A 13,215-nucleotide genomic window follows, 5' to 3' on the forward strand; every position below is an offset into this window, starting at 1 on the left:
CCTGGCACACGCACCGATGGAACCTGCAAATACAACACTTCACGTGCGCGCTGATGGGTGCGATGTCTGGATGGGAACACAGGTGCCTACACGGGCACGCAAGGCAGTGGCAAAAATAACTGGCCTGCCAGAAGAGAAAATAGCCATACATAATTACATGATTGGCGGTAGTTTTGGACGCAGGCTGGCAACAGACTTTCTTGAACAAGCGACAAAATTTGCTTGCAAAATTTCTGCTCCGGTCAAATTTATCTGGAGCCGTGAAGAAGATATAAGGCAAGACCTGTTTCGCCCTGCTTATTATGATAGAATGCGTGCGTCGCTAGACGCTGATGGCTTACCGCTTGCCTGGTGCCATCATGTGAGCGGTCCATCAGTTGTAGACCGCTTTGCTCCCGGCGGCCTGCCTGCGGGTAAACTGGATTCCGATGCGGTCGAAGGCGCCGTTCAAACCCCTTATGAACTCCCGCTTATGCGCGTGATATGGACGCGCGTCCAAACACCCGTGCCTGTAAGCTGGTGGCGTGGAGTTGGGCCTGCACACAATGTGTATGTTGTTGAAAGCTTTATGGATGAGCTTGCCGCAGAAGCTCACACTGACCCCATTGAATACAGGCTTCGTCTTTTACAGAAAAACCCTCGCTCCGTGGCTGTTTTGAAACGTGTTAGGCAAGAAAGCCAATGGGGCACTGTATTGCCGGCTCGCACAGGGCGTGGTGTGGCATTACATAATGCGTTTGGTACACATTGCGCGGTGGTGGTAGAAGTTGCTTTACCGCAGGGCGGTCCGATCATGATAAAGAGGGTTACAGCCGTAGTTGATTGTGGCATTGCCATTAATCAAGATGCTCTTATTGCACAAATGGAAGGTGGATTACTTTTTGGATTTACTGCGGCTTTATATGGAGAAATTACTATAAAAAATGGCCAAGTAGAACAAACAAATTTTCATAACCATAGATTGATGAGAATAAACGAGACCCCTTTAATTGACGTCCATATTATCAATAGTGGAGAAGAGCCAGGGGGTATAGGAGAGGTAGGCACTACCTCAGCTTTTCCTGCACTTGGTAATGCTTTATACAATGCAACTGGTAAACGATTTAGATCTTATCCCTTTAACCAGATAGATTTATAATAAAATCCTCGTCTTATTTTGTGCTGAATTTTAGTATACAATTATGCAGCTTCCTACAAAAGCCATTCTTGTGATCCTTAAGCAACATCTAATATTTTACAGATTTTTTCCTGATATTATGAACTTGACTCTCTTAAATTTTTAACTGAACGTTACGATATCGTACCATAAAAGGAGGTTAAAAAGTAGAACAGGGGATCCTTCAAAACATCATGAACCAAACTAGGTGCTTTGGTTGCACCCTCCTTCCCGGAAGGAAGAATATGAAAGAGTTCCGTATTTCCTCTCTTTTTTTTCTGGAAATTCTTTTGGTCGGTACGACTGTCCTTTCCCCCGCGGACGCCAGAACCGTCTCTGTAGATAGAAAAAACAAGAGTAAAGTCACAAGTAGTGCTCATGAAATAAGTCCTTCTCATAAAAAAGCTGTAAGCGGTCATAAGGTTAAACATCAGTTAGGACCTGCAAAAGGCGGAGAAGAAAGTATTCTGGTGCAAAGAGCGCGCGTGCGCAGTCACGGTGCACAGGTGGGTGTTACACGCGCAGTGATGGATCAGTTTGTTTCTGGCACCAACCCTATGCAAATTCTGGCCCAGACAACGCCTGGCGTGAATTTTACATCATCGGATGCGTTCGGTTTGGACACATGGGCAAATAATTTCTATATGCGTGGTTTTACCCAAGACCAAATTGGCGCAACGTTGGATGGTATGCCTCTTGGGGGACAAGGTTACCTCAACTCCAGTGGTGTTGCCATTACACAGGCCATCATCCAGGATGATATTGGAGGCATGAGCATGTCTCAGGGTGCTGGGGCTCTTGATACATTTTCCGCCCAAAATCTTGGGGGAGCTATTTCGTATATGAGCAGCACCCCAAAAGACAAGGCTGGTGGGAAAATTAGTCAAACTTTTGGTAGTTATCAGGCTTTCCGCACATATGCGCGTGTTGATAGTGGCATTCTGAACAATACAGGCACAAAATTTTATGCCTCTTTCGCCAGAACAAATAGTAATCTCTGGAAAGGGGTAGGATACCAGAATGAATTACAGGCCGATGCAAAACTGGTCCAACCTGTCGGCGATCGTGGTAAGATAACTGCTTTTTTTGGTTACGGTAATTTTACACAGGCAAACTATATGCCTATGAACCTTAACACCTGGCGCAAAATGGGCCGTAATGCAACATTTCTCAAACCAGATTATGAAAAAGCAAAACTATGGGCATATTATGCACAGTATACAAATAATGTCCCTCCTGGTTATGAAGGTATACTGTCAAATGATGACATTGGTAACTACGTCTGGGATGGCTCCCAGATTCAGAGAACCTATCTTTCTTACGTTAATGGGAATTTTGATTTATTTAAAAACGTCCGTTCAGACACAACAGCTTATGCTGGTTTAACAAGCGGGACATCTGGCTATACTAATAACTTCGTAACTTCACCTAGTTATGGTGCCGTAAGCCTTAATGCAGATGGAACTGTTTCTGGTGTGCCTATGGCGCTTGGCATGCCCCATCTTTACGGTCAGCGCCTGGGCTTTACTCAAAAATTCTCTATAGATGCCCCCCACAATAATCATATCGATACTGGTATATGGTACGAAAACAACTATTGGAGCGATGACTACAGGCTTTATGAAGATAATCTAAATTCTGGACACAACTCGAATTCGGACTTCAAAAAAAGTCAGGCTCATACATGGTATGATGACTCATTTAACACTAATACGTTCCAGTTCTTCCTTCAGGATCGTTGGACAATTATTCCAGGCATGACCCTTTTGGCTGGGTTTAAATCGCTTACTCAAACGACGCATGGTGGGACAAAAGCTGATTATACTGCACAGTTAGAGGCTGAAGGCTGGAACCCTTATTACCGTCATGCCGTAAATGGCACCATGACAGCATCAGCAGCCTTTTTGCCACACTTTAGTTTTGACTATAATTTTCTCGATAATCATGAATTTTATTGGGATATTGCCGAAAACCTAAGAGCATACGACTTTAAAACCCAAACCAGTGGCGGTCCATGGGGTGGTTTGGGTAAAAACTCACCTGGCCAAATGGCACAAGATGTATTTGACGCCAATAAAGATAAACTCCGCCCTGAGCGGACATGGAACTATGTGGTTGGCTATCGTTATAACTCACGTTTTTTTTCTGGTTCTGTTGATTTTTATCATACCGATTACTACAATAGGCTTGCAACAATCACTCAGGGTGTAAGTAATAATGCTTACACAGCTTATATGAATGTTGGCAGGGAAACTGTAAATGGCGCTGATATTCAGGGTGTTATACGGCCTATCAAAGGCCTTTCCATTACCAACAGTTTTGGTTGGGCCGATGCACGCTATCAGTCCAGATCTGTCAACTATGGTGGGCAAGATTATGATATTAAAGGCAAGAGGCAGGTCTATTATCCAAAATTCATGTATAAAGCAGATCTGACTTACAACTGGCATAGAGCTACATTCAACTTTAATGTGAACTATCTTAGTTCCCGGCCTATTACATTCATGAATGACCAAAAGGTCCCAGCTTACTGGCTAGGAACACTTGGCCTAGCATACAATTTTGGAAAGATTGGTTTTACTCAAAACATTAAAACAAATTTCGGTGTGACGAACTTGTTTAACAAAAATTATATCGGTGGTATTACCGGTAGTGCTGGTATTAGTGGTGATGACAACTACAACCTTTTTATTGCCGCGCCACGTGAGTTTTACGGAACAGTCTCTGCAGAGTTTTAACAGACTTCGAGAAAGTGAACGTTTATTTTTTGAGCAGTCGGCTAATATAGCCGGCTGCCGGTTTTGTGAACACGATGATAATACAAATTGGAGGGTCTAAAAACCTCTTGGTTTTGAGGTCTGCACTGTGATCCCATTTTTCCGGTTCTGATTGAAGAAATGGTGAAATGGAACAGCCCGGTTTCTTTGATGTGGAAGAGGGGTCGCTCAGCCGAGGGGGCTTGGTGATCAGCTCGAAGCATTTTCCGTGACTGTGGATTATGAGGTGTTTCGACCCGATCTAGACAAGACCGTTGCGTATACGGATGGAAGCAAAGGCAGTCATCCGCACCTTTGGTGCGATCTGATGTTCAAAATCCTGATGATTCAGATGCTGAACATTTTTTCCGACAAGCGAACGGAATATCTGCTCAACGACTACCTGTCTTTTATACGTTTTCTTGCTCTGGACCTGTCGGACCGCCTGCCCGATGCCAAAACGATCAGGCTGTTTCGTGAACTCCTGACGCAGGCGGGCGAGATTGAAAGACTGTTCGAGCGTTTCAATGCCACACTGCGGAACGCTGGTTATCTACCGATGTCAGGCCAGATCCTGAACGCAACATTGGTGACGACCCCAAAGCAGCGTAATACCAATGGGGAGCAGGCGGATCTTCGCGCTGGACGCCCCCCTCAAGACTGGCAGGACAAACCGGCAAAGCTGCCCCGCAAGGATCGTCGTGCACGCCGGGCCTTGAAATTTGCAAAGGCAAAACAGCATATCAAAAGCCAATGAAGACTTCATGAAAAAACAGGGCTTTGTCTCAAAAATCCATCGCAGGAAGTCGCACCTCAAACCCATGTCCAAGCATATTCAGAAATCCAATCTCGGAAAGTCGGTCATCCGTTCTCGTCTCGAGCATTTTTTGCTGACCAGAAAGCACAGACGAGCTGTTTTTCCTTACTGCGGGTATTGCCCGAGCAACCATGAGGATTGGACCGGCAGGCTCTCAGCCACGTCCTGAGGCAGTCCTGTGGCCACACCCCTCAGGTGTTTCTGATCTGTGGTTGGTAGCTCGTCCATCACCTTACCACGCTCGTCTCTGACGATCACAGGCGTTATGCTGGCCTTTTCAATCTCCTTCAAGATGCGGTTTACCAATGGCCGCCCGCTTCTCATTAACCTGAAAACAGAGAGCTTCCAGTGCTGGCCCCCGCCTCTTCACAGCTTCCTGCTTGTCGTGGGTTTGGAGAGACTTCAGGAACTCCTGCCGGATGCCTGACTTCGTTCCATAAGCCTGTCCGACATCCTGCCAGCGATCACGGGGGATGGGGATGGAGAGCCGAGCGGACCACAGGCCACTGGCAGCACGTTTCAATCCAAACACTTCAGCGTCCTTCTTGGCCATAGAAGAACTACCGCTGGACCACTACCGACACGGTAGGTTGAGCTACCGGAGGTTGTCTGCAAGTCATTTTTTTCATTGGGAATTTCATCTCTGGCGGAGAGAGAGAGGGACTCTCACGCCATGAGCAATTTACCGCAGAAAACCGCCAAAAAACATGTCACTACAGCATTGTATGGCGTAGCTACTCACTACAGCTTGTTGTTAGAACTGCCTCATTCACTCCTTAACGCTAACAGTGCTTGCCTGTCCACGGCCCTCACAGGAGGCCACTGGCTCACGCCACAGCCCGAAGGCACCTGTTAACATGCTGGCGTGTGATGCCAAGCTGACGAGCGATAGCTGTTGCACCCAGCCCTTCCGCCTTCAGTTTTTTCACCTCTTCACGGTCAACCGTTGGCTTGCGGCCTTTGTAGACACCTTTCGCCTTTGCAAGCGCTATCCCTTCAAGCTGGCGTTCTTTCCGTAGGTTGGTTTCAAACTCAGCGAACACTCCCAGCATATCCAGAAAGGCTTTTCCTGTCGCTGTTGACGTGTCTACGGGCTGTTCTGTGCATTGCAGCGCAACGCCTTTGCTCTTTAGCATGCCAACAATTTTCTGAAGATCAGCAACCGAACGGGCAAGGCGGTCTATCCGCGTCACGACCAGCGTATCCCCCTCGCGCATGAATTGAAGGAGGGTTGTCAGTTCATCCCGCCCTTCCATCTTGGTGCCGGTCTTTTGCTCTGCTCTGACTTCATCACATCCAGCAGCTTCCAGCGCCTGCACCTGTGCTTCCGTGTTCTGGTCTATCGTTGAAACGCGGGCATATCCGTAACGCATTGCATGAGTGTCCTGCTGAGGTGGAACATTAGGCTTTAGACCTGATGATCTATTCGGAACATAAACCCAAAGTCAATCTAAATGTTCCGCACAATCGCCCCATCATGTTCTAGCACTCACAGGTATACCCCAATGTTCCATACGCACGGACACAAGTCCATTTCAAAGACTCACAGAAGCCCGCACAGAGTCCTGTCTGCATTCATGGCTGTCAGATAGCCAGAACAAGGCAGATAGCCTCAAGAGCCTTTGGACGCCTGCCCATCGCTTCTTTACGGTCTGTGGTGCCCAGAGTTTTCACCACATCAGCCTTATGGCCGCTCTTTGTTCCGTATGCCTTGCCTACGTCAAAACGCCTGTCACGAGGGACATGAAACCGGACGCTCCATGTCTGAGCACCGGTCCGCCGGAATATGCTGTGCATGTCTTCCATACCTGCCGATATGTAGCGCTGAGCATGTAACTGCACAATACAATCCTGTCGTTACAGATTGGCTTAAGTGCTTGTTTTTTCAGGAGAAATTACATTCTGGCGGAGAGAGAGGGATTCGAACCCTCGGTACGCTATTAACGTACACACGCTTTCCAAGCGTGCGCCTTAAGCCACTCGGCCATCTCTCCGGCGCGGGAGTGGTAATAGCAACTCTGACGGATCAGGCAAGAGGGAAAACGAGCGTTTTTGCTCGTCAGGCAGAAAAAGTGACTGATCGGGCATTTTGGATGAAGCGGGCAATGGCGTCCGGGCATTTGATACCGGGCGCACTTTCCACTCCAGATGACACATCCACCGCCGGAGCCCCTGTTATAGTCACAGCCTGCACCACATTGTCCGGGTTCAGGCCACCCGCCAGCATCCATGGGAAAGGCGGCGTCCAGCCGTCCATCAGCCCCCAGTCCAGTTGTTGAGCATTCCCTCCGGGGCGCGTGGCACTGGCGGGCGGCTTGGGTTCAATTAGCAGCCTTTCTACTCCAGTGGGGCAGCATGCTGGTAAATCAGCCCGTGCAGACACCGGCTGAGACAGCCAGACCGGCAACCCAAAGCGCTCATGCACCTCAGTAGCCCGCTCAAAAGAGGCATAGATCTGCAAAATATCCAGAGAGACACCCTCTAGCACACGGGCGAGGGTCTCATCATCAGGATGCACAAACAACCCGACACGCGCCGGACCTCCGCCATGCCGGGCAGAAAGCGCATGGGCCTGCGCGGGGGTGACGCAGCGGGGGGAGCGGTCAAAAAACACGAACCCCACCCAGTCCGCACCATGCGTGACGCAGGCATCAAACCCGGCCTCTTCCGTCAGCCCGCAAATTTTAACACCACGAGCACCAGAGACCGGATGATGTGCCATGTTACGCAGCCAGTTCCGCCGCAATGGCAGCCGCAGCCGCAGCTGGATCTGCTGCCTGCGTGATGGGACGACCAACCACAATCCAGTCAGCCCCGGCCTCACTGGCTTGCCGAGGGGTCATAATCCGCTTCTGGTCTCCCGCCTGACTGCCAGCGGGGCGGATTCCGGGCGTGACCAGCAAAGGTGCGTCACCCAGCGTATCCCGCAGGGGAGCAAGCTCATGCGCAGAGCAGACGAGCCCATCAATCCCGGCCTGCATGGCCAGCTTGCCCAACCGCAGAACCTGCGCCCGTGCGCCGTCCATCACGCCGGTTTCCGCCAGAGCGTGATCGTCTAGGCTAGTCAGCACTGTAACAGCCAGCAACGCAGGGCGCGCATCAGCCGGAAAAGCCTCATCACACGCTTTGCGGGCAGCTTCCATCATGGCCAGCCCACCAGAAGCGTGCAGCGTCAGCATTTTGGGACGCAGGGTGGACAGGGATTTAATGGCCGCAGCAACCGTATTGGGAATATCGTGCAGCTTAAGGTCCAGAAACAGCGGGGTTGTGCCCGCCACGTCGGCTACAGCCTGAAACCCAGCCGCATAGGCAAATTCCAGCCCCAGCTTTACCGCCCCGGCGGAAGGCGCCACGGCCTGTGCCCATGCCTGCGCAGTGGCTGCGTTTTGTGTATCGAGTGCCGCAATCAGGCCTGTCTTACGCTTCATGTCAGATACGATCTTCCTGCACGGGAGAAGGAGAGGCATGACCAGCCACGGATGATGCGGGAGCCACAACCTGCGGGGCAACAGCAGACGCCGCCTGCACCTGAGCCAACTGGGCTTCCAGCTCTTTAATGCGCTGTTCCGCTTTACGAGCGCGGCGGCGCTGCACCAGCTCGGCCGCCCACAGGCAGAACGCGCCCATGATGAAGGCCGCCGCCGCGACGATCAGGGCCAGCACCCCAGCTGAACATTTCCAGCTATAGGTGAGGAGCCACATATCCAGCGGGTCCTGATTACTGGCGCTGAAAATGACAAGAGCCAGCAGGAAAGGGATAACAACAGTGAGTCTGATCATGGATTTCTCGTAGCCTTCCAGTGTACGGAGAGCAAGGAAACAGATGAAAGAAAAGACGTGAAAGCCAACCTCCTCTCTATACGCCACATTTTTTGTTAAGGTTTGATATTTTAATACTGTTCCTCCGGAGCAATAAGAGGACTACCCCCTCGCACAGCAGGCACTAATCTGTTACTCATCCCGTACTTTGGCGCTTTATCTTCCTTACCCACCATAGATTGAAATTTGACGACAGGAGCCTTTGCAGACCATGGCTGACCAGAACGATTTTATGACAGATTCTATTGGCGGCGCTGCAAGTTCCTCCGCAAAACCCGGCGTTTTAATGGGAATCCAATACGTCAAGGCCGTCACATTTCAGGTTATTGGTGCCCCGACTGTTTATGCCCTTGCGCAGGAACGGCCGCAGATTGCCATTATGGTTGATGTCCGCGCCAATCAGATTGGCGAAAACATGCCGAATTTTGAGGTCGAGCTGGTCATGCACTGCCAGGGCCAGACGGCTCCGGGCCCCAATGGGGAAGAACCGGTGCGTCTGTTTGAAAGCAAAATGACCTATGCCGGGATTTTCACGCTCAATCATTCAACGGCGGAAACATTTGAGCCCCTCCTGCTGATTGAAGCCCCCCGGATGCTGTTCCCCGGCGCACGGAACCTGCTTGTCACGTTAAGTCGTGAAGCTGGCTTCCTGCCGATTGTGGTCCAGCAGATCGACTTTGCGGAACTCTGGCGCAACCGCCGCGCCCAGGGCTGATAACAACAAGCGCCCTGCTCTTCTCGTTCGTTTGAAGAAAGCCTGATGCGATGACCTCACTCCAGTTCCCTCCCCTGTGGAAAGCCTTTGACCCAGCGTGGTACCGGCAGGAATATAAAACTGTTCTGGGAGACGTCATCTCGCTTTCGGATGCGGACCTCAAGGCATGGTACGAGGATCAGGGCGCGTTTTCCGGCCATTCTCCCAACCGCTATTTTGATGAAGAATGGTATCGGCGGAACTGCTCGGAGGCACTGGCCGAGATTGCCGCCAACCGCTGCAGGTCCGGCTTTGAGCATTACTGCCGCAGTGGGTTCAAAACGCAGTCGCCCCACTATTTGTTCTCTGAGCGGTATTATACGTCCCGCTCCCCCGATATCAGTCTGGCCAACCTGGAGAAAAACGGGTTTGCCAACGGCTATGACCATTTCCTGCGGTCTGGCGATAAAGAGCATCGGTCCGGGCACCTGTATTTCAACCCGGAAATCTATATTCGCAACAGGCCGGAAAACCCGGAACTGGCGCATCTCTCCCCGTTCATCCATCTGCTGCATGCAGACAAGAGCATGCCGGACACGGTGCAGCTTTCCAGCCAGTTTGACCCCGCCTGGTATCGCATCACCCACCCGGAAGCCGTGCAGGCTGTAGAATACGGTTATACGCCAAACCTGTTGTATCAATTCCTGGCTGATTTCACCCCTGACGGTTTCTAACCTTTCCTCTGCCTCCAAATCGTGTGATTGCATGAGCATCACAGGCCGCTGAGCCTGACGTGTTTGAGGCCCTACGACGCAGAGGATAAGAAAATGACAGAACAGGCCGCTCTTGATCTGGCAGACAAAGGGCTGGATGACAGCCTGAAACGTCTTTTTGACCTGCTGCGTATTCCCAGCATTTCTACCCAGCCCGACCACGCGCCCGACTGCCGCAAGGCAGCGGAATGGCTGGTAAAGGAGTTGAGCGAGATTGGCTTTGACGCCAGCACGCGTGAAACCCCGGGCCACCCGATGGTTGTGGCGCACGCCAAAGGGCCGGAAGGCTCCCCGCATGTGCTGTTCTACGGCCATTATGACGTACAACCGGTTGACCCACTAAACCTGTGGACCTCCGCTCCGTTTGAACCGGTTCTGGTCAAAGGCCCGACCGGGGACATGGAAATTACGGCCCGCGGTGCTGCCGATGACAAAGGGCAGGTCATGACCTTTGTGGAAGCCTGCCGCGCCCTGCGGGCTGCTGATGGCACACTGCCGCTGAGCGTCACTATGCTGATTGAAGGCGAGGAAGAATCTGGTGGCGTTAATCTGTTGCCGTTTCTGGAAGCCAACCGGGATGAACTGAAAGCCGATGTTGCGCTGATTTGTGACACCGGCATGCTGGGCCGGGGCATGCCTGCCATCACCACCATGCTGCGTGGCATGGTGGGTGAGGAAGTGACCATTACCTGCGCGAACCGTGACCTGCATTCCGGCATGTATGGCAACGCGGCCCGCAATCCTATTCAGCTGCTGTGCGATATCCTGTCCGACCTGCGCGATGGCGCAACGGGCCGCGTTACGCTGCAAGGCTTTTATGAGGGCGTGCCCGTTATCCCGGAAGAAACCCGTGCCCTGTGGCGTAAGATCGGCCCAACTGATGAGGAAGGTCTGGCCCCGGTTGGCCTGAGCCTGCCTGCGGGTGAAATCGGCTATACCGCCCTTGAGCAGACATGGTGCCGCCCGAGCTGCGAGATTAACGGCATCAGCGGTGGGTATGAGGAAAAGGGCTTCAAGACCGTCCTGCCCTCCAAAGCCATGGCGAAAGTCTCCTTCCGTCTGGTCGGCCATCAGGACCCGGAAGCCATTCGTGCGGCCTTCCGCGCCCATGTTGAAACCCGCCTGCCCGCAGACTGTAAGGCCGAGTTCACGGCGCATGGCGGTTCCCGCGCCAGCATTGTCTCGGCCGACATGCCGTTCCTTCCCCCGGCCCTGAAGGCGCTGGAAGAAGAATGGCAGCATCCGGCAGCCGTTATCGGCTGTGGTGGCTCCATCCCTGTGGTGACGGAAGTGCAGGAAGCTCTGGGCATGGACTCCCTGCTGATTGGCTTTGGGCTGGAAGATGACCGCGTCCATTCCCCTAATGAGAAGTATGACCTGACGTGCTTCCACAAGGGCATGCGCTCATGGATCCGGGTGCTTTACGCACTGGCAGAACGGAAAACGCACTGACAACCACTGAGGGACTAACCACCATGCTGGTGCTGACACAAGGTGACCCGGCAGGCATAGGCCCGGAAATTACCGTGAAGGCCTGGCAGGCATTGCGGGCAAGCGGACCGGCCTTTGTGTTTCTGGGAGACCCGGCTCTTCTGGAAGCAGCGGCTCCTGTCCGTGTTCTTGAAAACATTCAGGAGGCTCGCTTGGTTTTCCGGGATGCCATTCCAGTTTTACCGTTGTCTCTGGCTGTGCCGGTCACACCCGGCACGCCGGATAGCCGGAACGCAGGCAGCGTGATCGACAGCATCACGCAGGCCGTGCGTCTGGTGCAGGCTGGTGAGGCCTCTGCGGTGGTCACCAACCCCATCAGCAAGGATGTGGTGAAGCAGGCCGGGTTCACGCATCCCGGTCACACGGGGTATCTGGCTGAACTTTGCGGCGTGCCCGGTCAGGATGTGATGATGCTGGCTGGCCCGTCCCTCAAGGTTGTGCCGGTGACGGTGCATGTGGCGTTGCGCAAGGCGATTGAGCAACTGACGCCGGAGCTGATTATCCGCACGGCCCGCACCACGGTGCAGGGATTGAAGCGCGATTTTGGTCTGACCGACCCGCGCGTAGCAGTAGCTGGCCTCAATCCGCATGCGGGTGAAGGTGGCCTGATGGGGCGGGAAGAGCTGGACTGCATTATCCCGGCCATCCGCACCTTGCAGGACGAAGGCATGACCATTTTCGGTCCCCTGCCGCCGGACACCATGTTCACGCCGGACGCGCGCGCGCGCTATGATGTGGCGTTGTGCATGTATCACGATCAGGGCCTTATCCCGCTCAAGACGCTGGATATGGCGGAAGGCGTGAATATCACGCTCGGCCTGCCGATTATTCGCACATCCCCTGACCACGGAACCGCTTTTGATATTGCAGGCACAGGCAAAGCTGACCCGAGCAGCCTGCTGGCCGCCCTCAGGCTGGCCGCAGAACTGGCCGAAAACCGAAGGAAGGCATCATGACGACCACATCCCGCCCCGCCATTCGGCTGGGAGTGAATATTGACCACGTCGCCACTGTTCGGAATGCGCGTGGTGGTGCCCACCCGGACCCGGTTGCCGCGGCCCTGCTGGCTGTGCAGTCTGGCGCGGATGGCATTACCGCGCATTTGCGGGAAGACCGTCGCCATATTCGGGATGCCGACCTCCAGCGCCTGCACGCAGAGGTTGAAGCGCCACTGAATATGGAAATGGCTGCCACGGATGAGATGGTCGCCCTCGCCTGCAAACTGCTGCCGCATGCGTGCTGCATTGTGCCGGAACGGCGGGAAGAACTGACCACGGAAGGCGGGCTGGACGTAGCCGGACAACTCGCCGTTTTAAAACCCCGTGTTCAGGCTTTGGCAGAAAAAGGCATTCGCGTTTCTCTGTTTATTGACCCGGCCCCCGCTCAGATTGAAGCCGCTGCTGCCGCAGGCGCGCAAGTGGTGGAGTTGCATACCGGCGCCTATGCCGAAGGCCGCGCAGGTGAGCTGGAGCGTTTGCGTGCCGCAGCAACCCAAGCGGCAGCAGCGGGACTAGAAGTGCACGCAGGCCATGGTCTGACTTATGAAAATGTCGGCCTCGTTGCAGCTCTTCCCGAAATCATGGAACTGAATATCGGGCATTTCCTGATCGGGCAGGCAATTTTTGATGGGTTACCGACGGTCATCCAAACCATGAAACGCCACATCCAGACCGCCTCGGCGCGCTGAGCAAAAGCAAGCAGGACAGACT

At 53.0% G+C, this 13,215-nt stretch carries 13 protein-coding genes, 1 tRNA gene and 2 pseudogenes; 9 read left to right on the forward strand and 7 right to left on the reverse strand.

Going from position 1 to position 13,215, the window contains the following annotated elements; translation table 11 throughout:
- From AD930_RS09205 to AD930_RS18515, 4 genes and pseudogenes are all read left to right on the forward strand, one after another.
- A partial coding sequence (locus tag AD930_RS09205; protein WP_156476964.1) for a xanthine dehydrogenase family protein molybdopterin-binding subunit occupies positions 1–1,138 on the forward strand: 1,138 nt, incomplete at its 5' end.
- Between the two features lie 263 nt (positions 1,139–1,401).
- Positions 1,402–3,894, forward strand: coding sequence for a TonB-dependent receptor domain-containing protein (locus AD930_RS09210; protein ID WP_156476965.1), 2,493 nt, complete (start codon positions 1,402–1,404; stop codon positions 3,892–3,894).
- A gap of 167 nt (positions 3,895–4,061) precedes the next feature.
- A pseudogene (locus AD930_RS18510) lies at positions 4,062–4,645 on the forward strand (transposase); the annotation flags it as partial.
- A 10-nt stretch (positions 4,646–4,655) separates the two neighbouring features.
- A pseudogene (locus AD930_RS18515) lies at positions 4,656–4,980 on the forward strand (hypothetical protein); the annotation flags it as partial.
- Between the two features lie 26 nt (positions 4,981–5,006).
- Here the strand turns inward: AD930_RS18515 and AD930_RS09220 are convergent.
- From AD930_RS09220 to AD930_RS09250, 7 genes are all read right to left on the reverse strand, one after another.
- A complete protein-coding gene (locus AD930_RS09220; RefSeq protein ID WP_156476966.1) occupies positions 5,007–5,261 on the reverse strand; it encodes a hypothetical protein in 255 nt (84 codons plus the stop codon).
- 295 nt (positions 5,262–5,556) lie between these two features.
- Positions 5,557–6,102: a recombinase family protein gene (locus tag AD930_RS09225; protein ID WP_061506015.1), complete on the reverse strand. Its 546-nt coding sequence runs from the start codon at positions 6,100–6,102 to the stop codon at positions 5,557–5,559.
- Between the two features lie 211 nt (positions 6,103–6,313).
- Positions 6,314–6,526, reverse strand: coding sequence for a hypothetical protein (locus AD930_RS09230; protein ID WP_208598594.1), 213 nt, complete (start codon positions 6,524–6,526; stop codon positions 6,314–6,316).
- Between the two features lie 106 nt (positions 6,527–6,632).
- Positions 6,633–6,723, reverse strand: a tRNA-Ser gene (locus tag AD930_RS09235).
- A 65-nt stretch (positions 6,724–6,788) separates the two neighbouring features.
- Positions 6,789–7,451 (reverse strand): phosphoribosylanthranilate isomerase, encoded by a 663-nt coding sequence (locus tag AD930_RS09240; RefSeq protein WP_061506017.1) that lies wholly within the window; start codon positions 7,449–7,451, stop codon positions 6,789–6,791.
- Position 7,452: 1 nt separating this feature from the next.
- Positions 7,453–8,157: an orotidine-5'-phosphate decarboxylase gene (pyrF, locus tag AD930_RS09245; protein ID WP_043550819.1), complete on the reverse strand. Its 705-nt coding sequence runs from the start codon at positions 8,155–8,157 to the stop codon at positions 7,453–7,455.
- Between the two features lies 1 nt (position 8,158).
- The gene (locus tag AD930_RS09250) at positions 8,159–8,509 is read right to left on the reverse strand and encodes a lipopolysaccharide assembly protein LapA domain-containing protein (protein ID WP_043550871.1); all 351 of its coding nucleotides are present in this window, start codon (positions 8,507–8,509) and stop codon (positions 8,159–8,161) included.
- A 250-nt stretch (positions 8,510–8,759) separates the two neighbouring features.
- Between AD930_RS09250 and AD930_RS09255 the strand changes: the two genes are divergently transcribed.
- The 5 genes from AD930_RS09255 to AD930_RS09275 all read left to right on the forward strand — a co-directional run bounded on the left by AD930_RS09255 (position 8,760) and on the right by AD930_RS09275 (position 13,193).
- Positions 8,760–9,263, forward strand: a complete 504-nt coding sequence (locus AD930_RS09255) for a protein-export chaperone SecB (protein ID WP_082781805.1) — start codon at positions 8,760–8,762, stop codon at positions 9,261–9,263.
- A 50-nt stretch (positions 9,264–9,313) separates the two neighbouring features.
- Positions 9,314–9,976 carry a hypothetical protein gene (locus tag AD930_RS09260; protein ID WP_061506018.1) on the forward strand — a complete coding sequence of 221 codons (663 nt, stop codon included), beginning with the start codon at positions 9,314–9,316 and terminating at the stop codon, positions 9,974–9,976.
- Positions 9,977–10,069: 93 nt separating this feature from the next.
- The gene (locus tag AD930_RS09265) at positions 10,070–11,467 is read left to right on the forward strand and encodes a dipeptidase (RefSeq protein WP_061506019.1); all 1,398 of its coding nucleotides are present in this window, start codon (positions 10,070–10,072) and stop codon (positions 11,465–11,467) included.
- A gap of 23 nt (positions 11,468–11,490) precedes the next feature.
- Entirely contained in the window at positions 11,491–12,462 is a 972-nt protein-coding gene (gene pdxA / locus AD930_RS09270; protein WP_061506020.1) for a 4-hydroxythreonine-4-phosphate dehydrogenase PdxA, read from the forward strand.
- The gene (locus AD930_RS09275; protein WP_061506021.1) at positions 12,459–13,193 is read left to right on the forward strand and encodes a pyridoxine 5'-phosphate synthase; all 735 of its coding nucleotides are present in this window, start codon (positions 12,459–12,461) and stop codon (positions 13,191–13,193) included. Before pdxA ends, AD930_RS09275 begins: the two co-directional genes overlap by 4 nt.
- The last annotated feature ends 22 nt before the right edge of the window (positions 13,194–13,215 follow it).

Origin of the sequence: Acetobacter malorum, assembly GCF_001580615.1 — a bacterium.
In the GTDB taxonomy this organism is placed as follows: Bacteria; Pseudomonadota; Alphaproteobacteria; order Acetobacterales; family Acetobacteraceae; genus Acetobacter; species Acetobacter malorum.